The following is a 15,580-nucleotide window of genomic DNA, read 5'->3' as shown; positions in this document are numbered from 1 at the left end:
ATCAGCGCCGCACGCGACGGCGCCGCAGATAGCGCTCCCAGAGCTCGAACACCAGCTCAGACAGCAGCGCCAGCGCCGCAGCGGGCAAGGCGCCAGCCATCATCAACGCGCTGTCGTTCAAGGCCAGACCGGTCACAATGCGCTCGCCCAGGCCGCCGGCGCCAATGAAAGCCGCAATCGTGGCCGTGCCAATGCCGATCGCGCAGGCGGTGCGGATACCCGCCACCACCGTGGGCATTGCAATCGGCAGCTCCACCCAGCGCATGCGCTGCGGCCGTGTCATGCCCAGGGCCGAGCCCGCGCTGCGCAAACCCGGCGATACCTCCGCCAAGCCCGCGCAGGTGTTGCTCAAAATCGGCAAGATCGAATAAGCCGTCAGTGCCACCAGCGCCGGCAGCCGCCCGATCACGCCAAACCAGGCAATCAACACCGCCAGCAGCGCCAGCGACGGAATTGTCTGCAGCACCCCAGCCGCGCCCAGCGCCAACGCGCGCGAGCGTGCATGCGGAAACAGCACAATGCCGGCGGGCACCGCCATCAGCGCCGCCACCCCTACCGAAATGAGCACCAGCGCCAGATGCTGCGCCGTCAACCGCCACAGATCGGGGGCCACCAGACGCGTCCACAGCCGCGCAGCAAAACTGGGCTGGCCAGCGGCTTTGGCATCGGCCGAGGTAGCGCCAGCCGCTTGCGGCGCCCCACCTGCCAGAAACTGCTTGGCAATCTCGGCGAAGCCCTGGCCCTGCAGCTCCGCCTGGGCATTCATGCCGATCATCGCCTCTTCGCTGATCCGGCCCTGCAGCTTTTGCAGCGCGGCCCAGGCCACCGGCTTTTGCTGGGGCAGCTCCTGGCGGTAGAGCAGCAGCGCGTCATAGCGCGGAAAGTACGCCAGGTCGTCCTCCAGCACCAAGAGGCCCAAATGGTCGATCTTGGCATCGGTGGTGTAGATATCCATCACATCGATGTGCTGCTGCGTGATGGCCTCATAAGCGAGGCCATGGTCCAGCCCCTGGGGCTTGGCCTGCAGGCGGTAGCGCTGGGCCAGGCCCGGCCAGCCGTCACCCCGGCCAATGAATTCGTTGGACAGGCCATAGCGCAGCTGACTGTGGCGCGCCAGGTCGCTCAAGCTTCGGATGCCCAGCTCCTCGGCCTGCTTGCGGCGCATCGCCAGCGCATAGCCGTCGTTAAAGCCCAAGGGCACACCCACCGCCAGGCCCAGCGGCGCCAGCGCTTCGTTCAGCGACGCCAGGTCGCTACCCTTGGCATGCTTGGCAATCTCCAGCGCAATGGTGCCGCTGTACTCGGCATAGACATCGATCTGGCCGGAGCGCAGCGCCTCGTAGACGATGGCAGTATTGCCCAGGCCCTGGCGTACCTGGGTCTGGACGCCAGCGGCCTGGGCCTGCTGGGCCATGATCTCGGCCAGCACATAGGATTCGGTAAAACGCTTGGAGCCCACGCGCAGGCTCTCCTCCTGCGCGGCCCCGGCAGCCGGTGCCGCGAGGATGCCCAGAACCCAGACCAGCGCTAAGGTCATCAAGTGGCAAAGACGTTGCATCGGGCCACTATAGCAAGCGCATCGCCCAGCCACGTAGGAGGCCACCACCAACGGCCCCAAGCCCGCGCAGCCTGCTGCGCCTCTGCCACAGTGGCACAATCGCCCCCTTGTTTTGATCCCTGTGAGCTGCGGGTGTGTTCCGCCTGCATGAGCCAACGATGACTGCCTTCTCCGGTGTCCGCCGCACTTTTCAACTGAGCGATTTCGATTTCGAGCTACCCGAAGCACTGATTGCCCAACACCCGGCTGCCGAGCGCAGCGGCTCCCGCCTGCTGGATGCGCGCGAGCCCGGCCTGGTGGACCGCCGCTTCCACGAGCTGCCCAATCTGCTGCAGGCCGGTGATCTGTTGGTCTTCAACGACACCGAGGTGATCAAGGCGCGCATCTTTGGCGAGAAGTCCAGCGGCGGCAAGATCGAGCTGCTGATCGAGCGCGTGCTGCAGGACAACGAAGTCGTCGCGCACATGAAGGTCAGCAAAAAGCCGGCCGTGGGCGGCGTGCTGCACATGATGGGCGGCAAGAAGGCCGGCGGCTTTGACGCCACCTTGCTGGGCCGCTGGCCCAACGAGATGGGCGCACTGTTTCGCCTGCGCCTGAGCGGCCCCAACGGCGAATCGCCCTGGGAGCTGATGCAGCAGCACGGCCACATCCCCCTGCCCCCTTATATAGAGCGCGAGCAGCAGACCGGCCAGGATCCCAACCAGGCCGAGGACGAGCAGCGCTACCAGACCGTGTTTGCCAAGAACCCCGGCGCCGTGGCCGCCCCCACCGCCGCGCTGCACTTTGACGAGAAGGTGCTGGCTGCCCTGGAGGCCAAGGGCGTGGAGCGCGCCAGCGTCACCTTGCATGTGGGCGCAGGCACTTTCCAGCCGGTCAAGACCGAGAACCTCAAAGACCACCAGATGCACAGCGAGTGGTACAACATTCCACTGCCCACCCTGGCGGCGCTGGAGCGTTGCCGCCTGCGCGGTGGCCGGGTCATCGCGGTAGGCACCACCACGGTGCGCACCCTGGAGTCCTGGGCCCGCACCGGCCAGCTCTCGGACGACACCAATATCTTCATCACGCCCGGCTTCCCGTTCCGCGTGGTCGACATGCTGGTCACCAACTTCCACCTGCCCAAGAGCAGCCTGATGATGCTGGTCAGCGCCTTTGCCGGCTACGAGCACATCATGGGCCTGTACCAGCACGCGATTGCGCAGCAGTACCGCTTCTTCAGCTATGGTGACTCGATGCTGCTGCAGCGCCAAAAGGAGCCGGCCGCGGCCGACGCGGCCACCGAGCAGCCGCCTGCTGCGTTCTGACGCCCACGGCCAGGCTCCAGCCGGGCCCAGGCCGACTCAAGCCCGGCCACTGCCCAGCGCAGGCCCGGGCTGCCCCTGCGCGGCCGATCCCTGCAGGATATAGAGCTGGAAATCGCCGATCTGCACCACATCGCCGGCGAAGAGAATCTTGCGTTTGACCGGCACGCCGTTGACCAAGGTGCCGTTGGTACTGCCATGGTCCTCGATGGTCAGCACGCCGGCGCGTTCGCGCAGAAAAAACGCGCCGTGACTGCGGCTCACACTGGGGTGGTCCAGCATAAAGCGGCTGCCGGGGTCGCGGCCAATGGTCGAGAAGCCCTCCTCCACGCTCCAGGTGTGCAGGCTCAGTCGCTTCTTGTCCTTGACCAGAATATCTTTTGCCATCGCAGGTGCCTTCTGTGGTTGCCGTTGCAAGGTGGCATGCGCCGCCGCCAATCTACCAAACCAAGGCGCAATTCAGAAATAGTCGCAAAAGCGCCGGCCACCCACCTCATGCACCTGCACGGGGATTTCATAGAGGTCGCTGAGCACTTCGTCGCGCACGACCAGCTCGGGCGGGCCTTCGCAGTACAGCGCACCGCCCTTCATCGCGATGATGTGGTCGGCATAGCTGGCGGCAAAGTTGATGTCGTGCAGCACGACCACCACGGTCTTACCGGCATCCTGCACCGCCTGGCGCAGCAGCTTCATCATGCCCACGGCATGGGCCATGTCCAGGTTGTTGAGCGGCTCGTCAAACAGAATGTAGCGCGTGTTCTGGCACAGCACCATGGCGATATAGGCGCGCTGGCGCTGGCCCCCCGAGAGCTCGTCGAGAAAGCGCTCTGCCAGCGGCTGGAGCTTCAAGTAGTTCAGCGCCGCATCCACATGCACGCGGTCCTCTTCGGTCAGCCGGCCCTTGGAATGCGGAAAGCGGCCAAAGGCCACCAGGTCACGCACCGTCAGGCGCAGAGCGCTTTGGTTGTCCTGGCGCAAGATCGCCATCACCCGCGCCAGCGCATCGCTGGCGGTGGTCGTGATGTCTTGGCCCTCGATGCGCACCGTGCCCGAGGTCATCGGCATCAGCCGGCTGATGAGCGACAGTGCCGTCGATTTGCCCGCGCCATTGGGCCCGATGATGGCCGTCAGCCGCCCTTGGGGAATGCGCAGGCTCAGGTCATGCAGCACCGTCGTGGTGCCATGGGTCTTGCGCAGCTTGTCGGTTTCAATCATGGCTGGTCGCTGCGCTCAGCTCTTGGCCTTGCGCACTAAAAGATAGATAAAGGTCAGTCCGCCCAGGAACTCCACCACGATGGACAGCGAGGTGTTGAAGCCAAACAGGCGCTCGAGCACCATCTGCCCGCCCACCAGCAACAAGCCGCCCAGCAGCACCGAGCCGGCCAAGGTGTAGCGGTGCTGGTGGCTGTGCATCAGCTGGTAGGCCATGTTGCTCACCAGCAGGCCAAAAAAGGTCACCGGCCCGACCAGCGCGGTCGAGATGGACACCAAAATGGCCACCACCACCAAGACGCCCATCACCGCGCGCTGGTAGTTCACGCCCAGGTTGACGGCCACCTCGCGCCCCAGCGCCAGCACGTCGAGCATGTGGCGCTGGCGCCAGACCCAGATGCCCACCAGTGCAATCGCCGGCAGCGACAGCAGCAGCAAGGGAAGCGAGACCGTGTTGAAGTTCGCAAACAAGCGGTCTTGCAGCACAGTGAACTCATTGGGGTCCATCACGCGCCAGACAAAGTTGTTGAGGCTGCGAAAAAAGATACCCGCGACAATGCCCACCAGCAGCAGCAAATGCAGGTTGCTGGCCTGGCCCCGGAACAGCCAGACAAACAGGCTCGTCGACAGCAGCACCATCAGCCCCACATTCATGCCAAAGCGCGAGAGCTCCGGAATCTGCATGGCCGCTGCGCCCAACGTAAAGGCCAGCACCGACTGGATCAGCTGGAACAGCGCGTCAAAGCCCATCACCGCCGGCGTCAGGATGCGGTTGTTGGTCACCGTCTGGAACAGCACGGTGGAGACGCCGATGGCAAAGGCCACTGTCCACATGGTCGCCAGCTTCTTGCCGCGCAGGGGCAGCACAAAGCTCCACTCGGCCTGCACCTGGCTGGTCATAAAGTACAGGCTGGCGAGCAGCGCCAAGGCCAGCAGCAGCCACAGACGCCGCGCCGGGGTGCCCAGCCAGGACACGGGTGCGGTGGCAGGCGCCGCTGCGGCAGGCGAGGTAGACAACGTATTCATCTCAGCCTCCCATGCGCTTGCGGCGCGACAGCAGCAGCGCCAGGAACATCGCACTGCCCAGCACCCCCATCACGGTGCCGATCGGTATCTCGTACGGGGCGATGACCACGCGCCCGATCAGGTCGCAGGCCAGCGCCATCAAGGCCCCCGCCCAGGCGACCCAGAGCACGGATTTGCGCACGTTGTCGCCCACCACCAGGCGCACCAGGTTGGGCACGATCAGGCCGACAAAGGGAATGATGCCGACAGTGACGATCACCGACGCGGTGACAACCGCCACCACCAGCACGCCCTGCGCCACCAGGCGCTTGTAGTTGAGGCCCAGGTTGGTGGCGAAGTCCTGGCCCATGCCGGCCACCGTGAAGCGGTCTGCCGCCAGCATCGCCAGCGCCGTGATGCCCAGCGACAGCCAGAGCATTTCATAGCGGCCCTGCACGATGGCCGAGAAATCAGCCGTCATCCAGGAGCGCGCCGCCTGCATCAGGTCAAAGCGGTAGGCGATAAAAGTGGTGGCCGATTCGATCACGCCCGACAGCACGAGGCCCACCAACGGCACGATCAGCGCCGAGCGCAGCCGTATGCGGCTGAGCACCGCCAGGAACAGGGCCGTACCCGCCAGTGCAAACACCGCCGCCAGACCCATCTTGCCGAACACCGGCATATCGGGCCACCACAGGATGCCGATCAGCATGCCCATACCGGCCGATTCGGCCGTGCCCATGGTCGTAGGCTCGACATAGTGGTTGCGCGCCAGCATCTGCATCAGCAGGCCGGCCACCGCCATCGCGCTGCCGGCCAGCAGCAGTGCCAGCGTGCGGGGCACGCGGCTGGCCACCAGCACCTGGGTGGCCAGGTCATCGTCGTTGTGGGAGAACAGGCGCAGCAAGGTCGTCACCGACACATCGCTGACGCCCACCAGCAGGCTGACAAAGGCCAGCAAGGCCAGAGCCGCGACGGCGGGCAGTGCAAAGGCCAGCGCACGCAGCGCAGGGCTGCGCCCGCCGCGTGGCGCTTGGTCGGTCAAGGTCGTCATGCTGTGGCTCGCAACGGGGGCTGGCTCAGCACGCCAATCAGGCCTTGGAGAACGCGTTGATCAGCTGCGTCACATCGTCATGCAACGAGCCGGGGCTGGCATTGCCCAGCAGGTACCAGTTGGCCGAGTTCAGGTAGACGATCTGCTTTTTCTTGGCCGCCTTGGTGGCGTTGACCAGGGGGTTGTCCAGCAGCTTGGCGGCCGATGCGCCTTCGCGGCCAATGGCGGCATCGCGGTCCAGCACAAACAGCCAGTCCGGGTTGGTCTTGAGGATGAACTCGAACGAGATCGCCTGGCCATGGCCAGCCACCTTGATGTCCTTGTTGGCGGCGGGAATGCCATAGACATCGTGCAGCATGCCAAAGCGCGAGCCCGGGCCATAGGCGCTGAGCTTGCCGCCATTGGTCATCACCATCAGGCCGGCGCCCTTGTTGGCCGTCAGGCCCTTGAGCTTGTCGATATCGGCCTGCATCGCGGCCATCAAGGTCTGGGCCTGGGCTTCGTTGCCGACCATCTCGCCCAGGATCTTCAAATGCTTGAAAGCGCTGGCCACCGGCTGGGTGTTGTCCACCGTCAGGTCCAAGGTCGGCGCAATCTTGGCCAGCTCGGCCACCTTGGCGGCCGAGCGGCCACCGGCGACGATCACATCGGGCTTGAGGCCCTTGACCACCTCGTAGTTGGGCTCGAACAGGCTGCCGATGCGGGTGTAGTCCTTGCTGGCGTATTGCTCCAGCACCGGCGGGAACTTCACGACTTCGGGTACGCCCTTGACCTCGGCGCCCAGTGCGCGCAGGCAGTCGAGCGCGGCCAGGTCAAACACCAGGATGGTCTTGGGCTTGACCGGGATCTGCACCGGGCCGCCCGCTTGCTGCACCGTCAGGGTCTGCTGCGCCAGTGCGGCGCCTGCCGCCCAGGGCAGGGTCACCAAGGCACCCAGTTGCAGCAGCGACTGGCGGCGGTTGACGGTGGAGCGAGCGGAGCGCGACATGGAACATCCTTTGGTTGGAAAGCCGGCAGCCCCTGCATGCACCCGACCCAAGACCGTATCGCTACTGTTTTTCTTGCGCCCGCACGCTGAGCCCCAGCGGTTGATGGAATGGAGATATCGCCTGATGCCTGCCAAGCTGCTGCGCCCGGAGGCTTTACACAACTGACACATTTGCGAATCGTTCTCATTTGAATGGTAACACGCTGTTTTGTTCCCCTCGGTTCAAGGCGGGTACAAACCCGCGGAACGATCAAGCAGCCGCCGGACTGTCCCTGATCGGACAGTGGGGCGCAAAAACTGCAGCCACAGCGCCACGCCGGGGCCCCCAGCGGACATCCGCTTTCTACAATGGAGCCACACCAAGCCAGCCCTTCGACTCCGCAGGAGACCGGCCGCCGCATGGTGCCCCTGCCCGCGTGACTCCCCCGACAGCCCCTGCCACTGCCTCTGCCCCACCCGGCAAAGGCCTGATAAGCCCCCCTGCCCTTGCCGCGGACAGCGCCGCCCGCCTGCCCGAAACAACCCACACCCCGCCCCCGCGCCGCCCTGGTGAAGGCTCGGCTTTGACCGGCATCGTGCTCACGGTGCTGGCCTGCGCCTGTTTCTGCCTGCTCGATACCGGCTCCAAATACGCGGGCGCGCTGCTGCCGCTGTTGATGGCGCTGTGGCTGCGCTACATGCTGCAATCGGTGTTCACCGTCGGCTGGGGTGTCTACCAGTATGGCCGCAGCGTATTCCACACCACGCACCCGCGCTTTCAGATTGCGCGCGCTGCGCTGTTTTGCAGCAGCAATGCCTGCGCAATGATGAGCCTGCGCTACCTGCCGCTGGCTGAGTTCACGGCCGTCGTCGCGATGACGCCGCTGGCGATGACGCTGGTGGCAGCGCTCTGGCTCAAGCAGCCCGTCAGCCCGCTGCGCTGGGTGCTGGTGGCCATGGGCTTTCTGGGCACGGTGGTCATCATCCGCCCGGGCAGCGCCAATTTCAGCGGCGGCGCACTCATCTGGCCGGCGCTGCAGCTGGCAGCCAACACCGCCTACCAGGTCGTCAGCAGCCAGATGGCCGGCAGAGAGCGCCCCGTCACCACCCAGATCTACACCAGCTTGCTGGCGCTGGTGCTGACCAGCGCCAGCCTGCCCTGGTTCTGGCAGATGCCGACCACCACCGCCCTGTGGCTGGCGGCGCTGGCCATGGGTGTGGGCAGTACCATTGGCCACCTGATGCTGCTCAAGGCCTATGAGCATGCCAAGCCGGCCACGATATCGCCCTTTCTCTACAGCCAGATCCCCTTTGCCGTGTTCTCGGGTTGGCTGCTGTACGGCCATATCCCCGACCACTGGGCGGTGCTGGGCATGGTCGCGATTGCGCTGGGCGGCGCGCTCAGCGCCTGGCTGTCGGTGCGCGAATCACGTTAATGCCCGCAGCCACATAGAGACGAAAAAAAGCGCCACCGAAACCTGTTCGGTGGCGCCCTGGGTGTGTTGGTTCCGCTTGCGCGTCAGTAGGCGACCGCCTGGCCGTCCTTGCGCGGATCGGAGCCGGCCGCATAGTGCCCGCCTTCACGCACAATCAGCTGCGCACCGCCAAAGGCGAACACGCCATGGCCTTCTTCGATGGTCACCTCATGGCCCAGCGCACGCAGCGCGGCAATCACCTGTGGGTCAAAGCCCAGCTCGACGGAGACCTGGTTGCCACCGGTCACGCGCCAGCGCGGTGCGTCTGCAGCGGCTTGCGGGTTCTGGCCATAGCGCAGCACGCGCACGGCCATCTGCACATGGCCCTGGCTTTGCATCGGGCCGCCCATCACGCCAAAGGCCATCTGCGGCGAGCCATCGGCATGCATCGCAAAGGCGGGGATGATGGTGTGCGAGGGGCGCTTGCCCGGCGCCACCTGGTTGGCGTGCCCCGCCTCGGTGGTAAAGCCCGCCCCCCGGTTTTGCAGGCTGATGCCGGTGCCCGGCACGACCACACCCGAGCCAAAACCCATGTAGTTGGACTGGATGAAGGACACCATCATGCCGCTCTCGTCGCAGGCCGTCAGGTAGACGGTGCCGCCCGGCTTGGGCGCGCCATAGCGGGCAACGCTGGCCTTGCTGCGGTCGATCAGCTGGGCGCGTTCGGCCAGGTAGGCCGGGTTCAGCAGGTCTTGCTGGGGGTGGACGCGCATATGGTCGATATCGGCGTTGTACTGGGCCAGGTCGGCCAGCGCCAGCTTCATTGCCTCGATCTGCAGGTGCACGGTCTCCGCGCTGTCCAGCGGCTGGTCGCCAATGCCAATGGCATCGAGCAGGCCCAGCGCAATCAGCGCGGCAATGCCCTGGCCATTGGGCGGGATCTCATGCACCACCGAGTCGCCAAAGGGCTGGGCCACCGTGCCCACCCAGTCGCAGCGGTGGGCGGCCAGGTCCTCGGCTGTCATCACGCCGCCGTTGGCCTGGCTGTGGGCCGCCATCTTTTGCGCCAGCGCACCCCGGTAAAAGGATTCGCCCAGGGTCTCGGCAATCTCTTCCAGGGTGCGGGCATGCGCCTCGCTCTGGAACCAGTTGCCCGCCTGCGGTGCCTGGCCGCCCGGCGCAAAGCATTCCTTGAAACCGGGCTGGTCGCCCAGCTTGGCCAGGCCCAGCGCCCAGAGCTTGGCAATCGTCGGCGACACCGCAAAGCCATGGCGCGCATAGTCGATCGCCGGTTGCGCCACTTGCGCAAAAGGCAGCTTGCCAAAGCGTCTGGACAGCTCCACCCAGCCCGAGACCGCACCGGGCACGGTGACCGCATTCCAGCCTTTTTCAGGGATACCGCCGAGCTTGTCAAAGTACTCCGGCGTCCAGCCCGCTGGCGCGCGGCCCGATGCGTTCAGGCCATGCAGCTCCTGGCCGTCCCAGACAATCGCGAAGGCATCGCTGCCAATGCCGCAACCCGTGGGCTCCACCACCGTCAAGGTCATCGCCGCGGCCAGCGCCGCATCCACCGCATTGCCGCCCGCTTGCAGCATGCGCAGGCCCGCTTGCGCGGCCAGCGGTTGCGAGGTGCTCACCACATTGCGGCCCAGGATGGGCGAGCGCTGCGAGGCATAGGGCTGGGCCCAGTCTTTCACGGTGGTCATGTCTTGTCTTTCTGAATGCAAACGAGATGGCAGCCGGGGCAGCAACCGCCGCCCCGGTCTTGAGGTGGCAAGGCTTATTCGAGCGTGATGTGGTTGTCCTGGATCACCTTGGCCCAGCGGGCGCTGTCGGCCTTGACCAGATCCGCAAACTGCGCAGGCGTACCAGGCTTGGCCACATCGGCGCCCAGCTTGGCCAGGCTGGCCACCACATCGGGATTTTGCATGGCCTTGTTGAAGGCGGCATTGATCTTGGCGGTCAGCTCGGGCTTGAGGCCTGCCGGCGCATAGACGCCAAACCAGGTCACCGACGAATAGCCGGGCAGGCCCGATTCGGCCACCGTGGGCAGCTGGGGCGCGAGCTGGGTGCGCTCGGCGCTGGTCACCGCCAGCGCACGCAGGCGGCCGCTGGCCACATGGGGCATGCCGGTGGGGATGGAGTCAAACAGCAGATGCACCTGGCCGGTGGCCAGATCGCTGATCGACTGGGCCGTGCCCTTGTAGGGCACATGGGTCAGGGTGATGCCCGCCTGGGCTGCAAAGGCAGCGGTGTTCAGGTGCACGATGGTGCCATTGCCGCTGGTGGCGTAGTTCAGCTTGCCGGGGTTGGCCTTGGCATAGCTGATCAGCTCCTGCACGGTCTTGACCGGCAGCGAGTTGGTCACCAGCAGCACGCTGGCGGCATCGGCCACATGGGCAATCGGGGTGAAGTCCTTGTCCGCGCGGTAGGCCAGCTTGGGCATCAGATGCGGCGAGATCGCATGGGTGCTGCTGGTGGTGAACAGCAGGGTGTAGCCGTCGGCGCTGGCCTTGGCGGCCTCGGCGGTGCCGATGGTGCCGCCCGCGCCGGGGCGGTTGTCGATCACCAGCGACTGGCCCAGCTCCTGCGACACCTTTTGCGCCACCACGCGGGCCACCAGATCGGTCGCGCCGCTGGGCGGAAAGGGCACGATGACGCGGATCGCGCGCTCAGGCCATGGGCCGCCTTGGGCTGCGGCAAACGGGGACAGCACAGCCAGCGCCGCGCCAGCCACCAGGCCGGCGAGCATCGGCCGGCGGCCAGGCATGCGAGAGAAAAGAGAATTGGTAGTTGGCATGGTGGTGAGCGAGTTGCATAACATCTGCGAAGCACTCTGCGCTTGTGGCGCGGGCCAGAACAACCGGTTCTTATGCGCCCATGGGGGGTGTGCCATGCGCGCTGGGGCAAAGGCGCCTGCGTGAAGCATTGCATATTAAAAGCCTGTGACAACAGACACCACCACCGATTTGGCAAGGTAGGTTTGCCTATACGGCAATGGGTTTATGCTTAGACCATTCTTTTGCGCAATACCACCATGCCCCACCGCCCACCCACGCATCTGCAAGACACTGCCCTTCGCTACTTCCATGAGGTGGTGCAGTGCGGCTCGGTCAGCGCCGCATCGCTGCGTCTGCATGTGGCCAGCTCGGCCGTCAGCCGCCAGATCAGCGGGCTGGAGGCCCAGCTGGGCACGGCGCTGTTCGAGCGCCATGCGCGCGGCATGCAGCCCACGGCGGCCGGTCAGATCCTGGCCGAGCTCGCGCGCCGCATCAGCCTCGATGCCGAGCAGGCCATCGATGCCATCCATGCGCTTGACAGCCTGCGCGCCGGTCTGGTGCGCATCGCCACCTCGGATGCCTTTGCCAATGAGCTGCTGCCCCAGGCTTGCGTGGCCTTTCAGCGCCGTCACCCAGGCCTGCGCTTTGAGGTGAGCATGGTGCCGACCTTGCAGGTCTCGGCCAAGCTGCTCGCCGGCGAGGCCGATATTGGTCTGCGCTTCAGCATGTCCCCGCTCAAAAACATTGCCGTGGTGCACCGCCAAAGCGCGCCGGTGCTGGCCGTGTTGCCGCCCGGGCATGTGCTGGCGCGCCAGGCATCGCTCACCTTGGCCGAGCTGGCCCGGCATCCGCTGGCCTTGCCGCCGGCCGAGACGGCCATTCGCCAGATGATCGACCTGGCCTGCAGCCGCCAGGGCCTGCAGCTGGACCCGGTGCTGACCACCAACCACGCCAAGACCTTGCTCAATTTCGCGCTGCATGGCGGGGGCGTCACCGTCTCCAGCGAGGTGGGAGTGCGCCATATGCTGGCAGCGGGCAGCCTGGTCGCCCGCCCCTTGAGCGATGCCGGCCTGGACCTGCGCGATATCGAGGTGCAAACCTTGGCGGGCCGCCAGCTGCCCGCCGCCGCCCAGGCCTTTTTGGGGCTCTTGGTGCAAGAGCTGCAGGCCGTGCCGAGCTAAGCCATGTGTCTATAGACCCAGCTGCTTGCGAAACGCCTGCGCCTGGCTGAAGTGCCCGTTGCCGATAAAGGGCACCGGCGGGCGCAGCGCCGACAGCGGCGAGGGATGGTTGCTGGTCAGCACCAGATGGCCGCGGTCCTGCGGTATCAGCGCGCGCTTGCTTTGCGCATGGCTGCCCCAAAGCATGAAGACCACCGGCTTGTCCCCCTCGGCCACCTGGCGGATCAGTGCATCGGTGAGCAGCTCCCAGCCCTTGCCGCTGTGGCTGGCGGCCTGGCCCTCTTCCACCGTCAAACAGGTGTTGAGCAGCAGCACGCCATGGGTGGCCCATTTGACCAGGCTGCCGCCCGGATCGGGGAAAGGCGGGAACGGCACGCCCAGGTCGCGCTGCATTTCCTTGAAGATGTTCTGCAGCGATGGCGGCAGGCGCACGCCGGGGGCCACGGAAAAAGCCAGACCCTCGGCCTGGCCGCGCCCGTGGTAGGGGTCCTGCCCCAGGATCACCACGCGCACGCTCTCGGGCGGGGTCAGGCGCAAGGCGCGCAGTGGCTCGGGCGGGAAGACCACCGCCCCGTCGTCCAGGCGCTGCTGCAGGTACTGCGACAGCTGCTGGCCTTTGGGGCTTGCAAAGAATTGGTCCACCGTGGCTTGCCAGCCGGCAGCCACCTGGTGGTCATGGAGCGCTTCAGATGTCAGTTGCATGCCCGCATTGTGCACGCTGCGCGGGCGCCTCTGCACTATCGCCCTTGGCAGGCTGCTTGTTGCGCGGGCAGTGCTGCTGGGTTGAGCAGCGCCACCAGACCGCAGGCGATCGAGCCCTGCCAGTGCACGTAGTCGTGGCCGGTGCTGTGCTCCCGCTGCGTCACGCGGTAGCCCTGGGCCCGCAGCACATCGCCCAGCTCGCGGCTGGTCTCCAGAATGCCAGCTTGGCCGCCGCGTGCGCTTTCGTAGAGGCCCGCATCCAGGTAAAAGCGGACGTCCTTGCGGGGCGCTGCCGCCCACCAGCGCGCCATCGCATTGGGCGCTTCGGCCTGCGGCGCCCACCAGTAGGAGCCCGACAGGCTCAGCACATTGCCAAAGCGCTCCGGGTGGCGCAGCGCCATATAGCTCGACGCCAGACCGCCATAGCTGGAGCCGGCAATCACCGTGCGAACCGCTGGCACGTCCAGCCCCTGCTCAGCCAGCCAGGGCATCAGCTGCAAGCCCATGAAATCGGCAAATGCCGGATTGGGCGGCAGCTCGGTATTGCGCAGCTCACTGCTGGCATTGGCCACCAGCACCACCGCCGTCGGTGGGATCAAGCCCTGCGCCTGCATCCGCTCGGTGATCTGCGGCGTGGGCACCTGGCGCAGATAGGCATGGGCATCGAACAGTACCAGCAAGGCGCGCTGCTCCGGGGTGGCCTGGGCCCAGCCAGCAGGGCGGTAGATCCAGACATCACGGCCATGGCCCAAGGCTGCCGAATGCAGCCAGTGGCGCTGCAGATCGCCGGGCAACGGCGTGCTTGCCGGCTGCGACCAGGGCTGCGCTGGGGCATCGGGCAGCTCCAGCACCGAGCGGCCCTGGTAGCGATCCACCGCAGCAGCTGCGCCATCCGAAGCAGCCCAGCTGCGCGGGTTCAAGGGGTCACGCTGCAAGGTGGCCAGAATGCTGCGGCGCTGCTCGATCGCCGTGCCTTCGATATTGGGCACATCGGGCGCCATGCCATAGCTCAGCCGGGCGTCGCTGGGCATCACAAAGCTGCTCCACCAGACATCCGAGTTGCCCAGGCGCTGCAGCGATTCATGGTTGCCCGAGGGGCTGCCAAACAGGCGCACGCTGTGCTGCGCGCCACGCCACAAAAAGGTGACGAGCCGCTCCTTCTCGCTCCAGGGCTCCACCAAAGGCGTGCCGCTCTTGGCCATCTCCTGCCAGAACGCATCGCTCGTGCCACCGCGCTCCAGATCGCCCGCCAAGGCCTGCAGACGCGGGCTTTGCAAGGGCTTGTTGGGCAAGGCCACCGACGGGTCAGCGCGCGGGGGCCAGGCGCGCTGGATCTCTATGCGGTAATGGCCTGCAGTGGCCTGCGCCGGCAGCTGGCCTGCCCCTGCGCCGCCGCTGGCGTAGGCGATGGCCGGCTGGGCATTCCAGTGCAGCACCAGTTGCTCACCCGCCTGGGCCTGCCAGGAGACGCCCTCCCCCACCCCATCGCTGCGCAGCAGGCGCCGCAGATGCCGGCCTGCCGCATCTTGCAGATCCAGCTGCACACCGCTGCCGTCCACCTCCGCACGCACCACGCTGCCGGCGGGCACCTGCCGGGCATCGAGCTGCCAGCGCTGCGGGGCGCCGGGGGCCAGCTGGCCTTGCACCGTTTGCCCGACAGCCAGGGGCTGCGCAGGCGGAACTGGCGCCGGCATGCTGGTGCATCCGCCCAGCACGATCAGCCCCAGCGCTGCATGGGCAGCGAGCCCGCGCAGACGAGACGGTGGAGGACCAAAGGCGCTGGGCGCTGGGGGGACATGGCGATCATGGATACTCATGGACAAACAATGGCAAACAGGCCCGCGCCCCTTGCTGGGCAGGGGCCGCTAGCCGGGTGGGAATGGGGAGCTACGCACAAAAAAACCCATTGCCTGGAATTTAGAAATGGGAATTATTCGCAATTGATACTAGCACAGCGCCAGCGCTGGCTGACCCACCGAACTAGACGACAAGCTATGCCCCACCGACAAAACCCATGGGCCCAGGCCCTGGCCGCTGCCTGTTTGTTGCTCAGCTTGGCAGCCGGCGCGCAGACCGGCAGCAGCGCAACCACAACCACCACCACCGAGCGGGAGATTCAATCGCTGTTCAAAGCGCTGCAGCAGTCGGGCTGTGAATTTGCCCGCAATGGCCAGTGGTACAGCGCCAGCGAGGCCAGCGCGCATTTGCAGCGCAAGTACAGCTACCTGCAAAAAAGAGCATTGGCGCCCACGGCCGAGGACTTTATTGCGCGTGCGGCCAGCCAAAGCAGCATGTCGGGCAAGCCCTATCTGGTGCGTTGCCCCGGCCAGCCTGAAACGCACAGCCAGCGCTGGTTTAAGGCCCAGCTGGCCAAAACACGCGCAGCCCGGTAGCGGCGTTGCACC

General features: G+C 66.1%; 14 protein-coding genes. 4 read left to right on the top strand and 10 right to left on the bottom strand.

Annotation, left to right across the window (positions count from 1 at the left end):
• Position 1: 1 nt before the first annotated feature.
• Positions 2–1,537 (bottom strand): glycine betaine ABC transporter substrate-binding protein, encoded by a 1,536-nt coding sequence (locus tag ACPEE1_RS03940; protein ID WP_232539460.1) that lies wholly within the window; start codon positions 1,535–1,537, stop codon positions 2–4.
• Positions 1,538–1,716: 179 nt separating this feature from the next.
• Between ACPEE1_RS03940 and queA the strand changes: the two genes are divergently transcribed.
• The gene (gene queA, locus ACPEE1_RS03935) at positions 1,717–2,862 is read left to right on the top strand and encodes a tRNA preQ1(34) S-adenosylmethionine ribosyltransferase-isomerase QueA (RefSeq protein ID WP_182343754.1); all 1,146 of its coding nucleotides are present in this window, start codon (positions 1,717–1,719) and stop codon (positions 2,860–2,862) included.
• A 36-nt stretch (positions 2,863–2,898) separates the two neighbouring features.
• Here the strand turns inward: queA and ACPEE1_RS03930 are convergent, their stop codons facing one another.
• From ACPEE1_RS03930 to ACPEE1_RS03910, 5 genes are all read right to left on the bottom strand, one after another.
• Positions 2,899–3,246 carry an FHA domain-containing protein gene (locus ACPEE1_RS03930; RefSeq protein WP_116926303.1) on the bottom strand — a complete coding sequence of 116 codons (348 nt, stop codon included), beginning with the start codon at positions 3,244–3,246 and terminating at the stop codon, positions 2,899–2,901.
• A gap of 72 nt (positions 3,247–3,318) precedes the next feature.
• Positions 3,319–4,074 carry an ABC transporter ATP-binding protein gene (locus ACPEE1_RS03925; protein ID WP_260718269.1) on the bottom strand — a complete coding sequence of 252 codons (756 nt, stop codon included), beginning with the start codon at positions 4,072–4,074 and terminating at the stop codon, positions 3,319–3,321.
• Positions 4,075–4,089: 15 nt separating this feature from the next.
• On the bottom strand, positions 4,090–5,097 hold the full coding sequence (locus ACPEE1_RS03920; protein ID WP_423935276.1) for an iron chelate uptake ABC transporter family permease subunit: 1,008 nt from the start codon (positions 5,095–5,097) through the stop codon (positions 4,090–4,092).
• 1 nt (position 5,098) lies between these two features.
• Positions 5,099–6,130 carry an ABC transporter permease gene (locus ACPEE1_RS03915; protein ID WP_116926300.1) on the bottom strand — a complete coding sequence of 344 codons (1,032 nt, stop codon included), beginning with the start codon at positions 6,128–6,130 and terminating at the stop codon, positions 5,099–5,101.
• Positions 6,131–6,167: 37 nt separating this feature from the next.
• Complete coding sequence (locus tag ACPEE1_RS03910; RefSeq protein WP_116926299.1) at positions 6,168–7,118, bottom strand: siderophore ABC transporter substrate-binding protein; 951 nt, start codon at positions 7,116–7,118, stop codon at positions 6,168–6,170.
• Between the two features lie 563 nt (positions 7,119–7,681).
• On the opposite strand from ACPEE1_RS03910, the gene ACPEE1_RS03905 reads away from it, so the two are divergent.
• Complete coding sequence (locus ACPEE1_RS03905; protein ID WP_423935273.1) at positions 7,682–8,533, top strand: DMT family transporter; 852 nt, start codon at positions 7,682–7,684, stop codon at positions 8,531–8,533.
• Positions 8,534–8,616: 83 nt separating this feature from the next.
• On the opposite strand, the gene ACPEE1_RS03900 is transcribed toward ACPEE1_RS03905, so the two are convergent.
• Together ACPEE1_RS03900 and ACPEE1_RS03895 are read right to left on the bottom strand one after the other, a co-directional pair.
• Positions 8,617–10,218 carry a gamma-glutamyltransferase family protein gene (locus tag ACPEE1_RS03900; RefSeq protein WP_116926298.1) on the bottom strand — a complete coding sequence of 534 codons (1,602 nt, stop codon included), beginning with the start codon at positions 10,216–10,218 and terminating at the stop codon, positions 8,617–8,619.
• A 74-nt stretch (positions 10,219–10,292) separates the two neighbouring features.
• Positions 10,293–11,282 (bottom strand): Bug family tripartite tricarboxylate transporter substrate binding protein, encoded by a 990-nt coding sequence (locus ACPEE1_RS03895; RefSeq protein ID WP_423935271.1) that lies wholly within the window; start codon positions 11,280–11,282, stop codon positions 10,293–10,295.
• A 267-nt stretch (positions 11,283–11,549) separates the two neighbouring features.
• Between ACPEE1_RS03895 and ACPEE1_RS03890 the strand changes: the two genes are divergently transcribed.
• A complete protein-coding gene (locus ACPEE1_RS03890) occupies positions 11,550–12,473 on the top strand; it encodes a LysR family transcriptional regulator (RefSeq protein ID WP_423935270.1) in 924 nt (307 codons plus the stop codon).
• Between the two features lie 9 nt (positions 12,474–12,482).
• Here ACPEE1_RS03890 and ACPEE1_RS03885 read toward each other — a convergent pair whose 3' ends face one another.
• Positions 12,483–13,175 (bottom strand): uracil-DNA glycosylase, encoded by a 693-nt coding sequence (locus ACPEE1_RS03885; RefSeq protein WP_423935268.1) that lies wholly within the window; start codon positions 13,173–13,175, stop codon positions 12,483–12,485.
• A gap of 35 nt (positions 13,176–13,210) precedes the next feature.
• On the bottom strand, positions 13,211–14,992 hold the full coding sequence (locus tag ACPEE1_RS03880) for an enterochelin esterase domain-containing protein (protein WP_423935266.1): 1,782 nt from the start codon (positions 14,990–14,992) through the stop codon (positions 13,211–13,213).
• A gap of 177 nt (positions 14,993–15,169) precedes the next feature.
• On the opposite strand from ACPEE1_RS03880, the gene ACPEE1_RS03875 reads away from it, so the two are divergent.
• Positions 15,170–15,568 (top strand): DUF5329 domain-containing protein, encoded by a 399-nt coding sequence (locus ACPEE1_RS03875; protein ID WP_423935264.1) that lies wholly within the window; start codon positions 15,170–15,172, stop codon positions 15,566–15,568.
• The last annotated feature ends 12 nt before the right edge of the window (positions 15,569–15,580 follow it).

It is taken from the genome of Comamonas sp. 23, from assembly GCF_049601575.1.
Lineage (GTDB): Bacteria > Pseudomonadota > Gammaproteobacteria > Burkholderiales > Burkholderiaceae_C > Comamonas > Comamonas squillarum.
The sequence above is the reverse complement of the archived record's forward strand: the minus strand, read 5'-3'. Positions and strand labels throughout refer to the sequence as shown.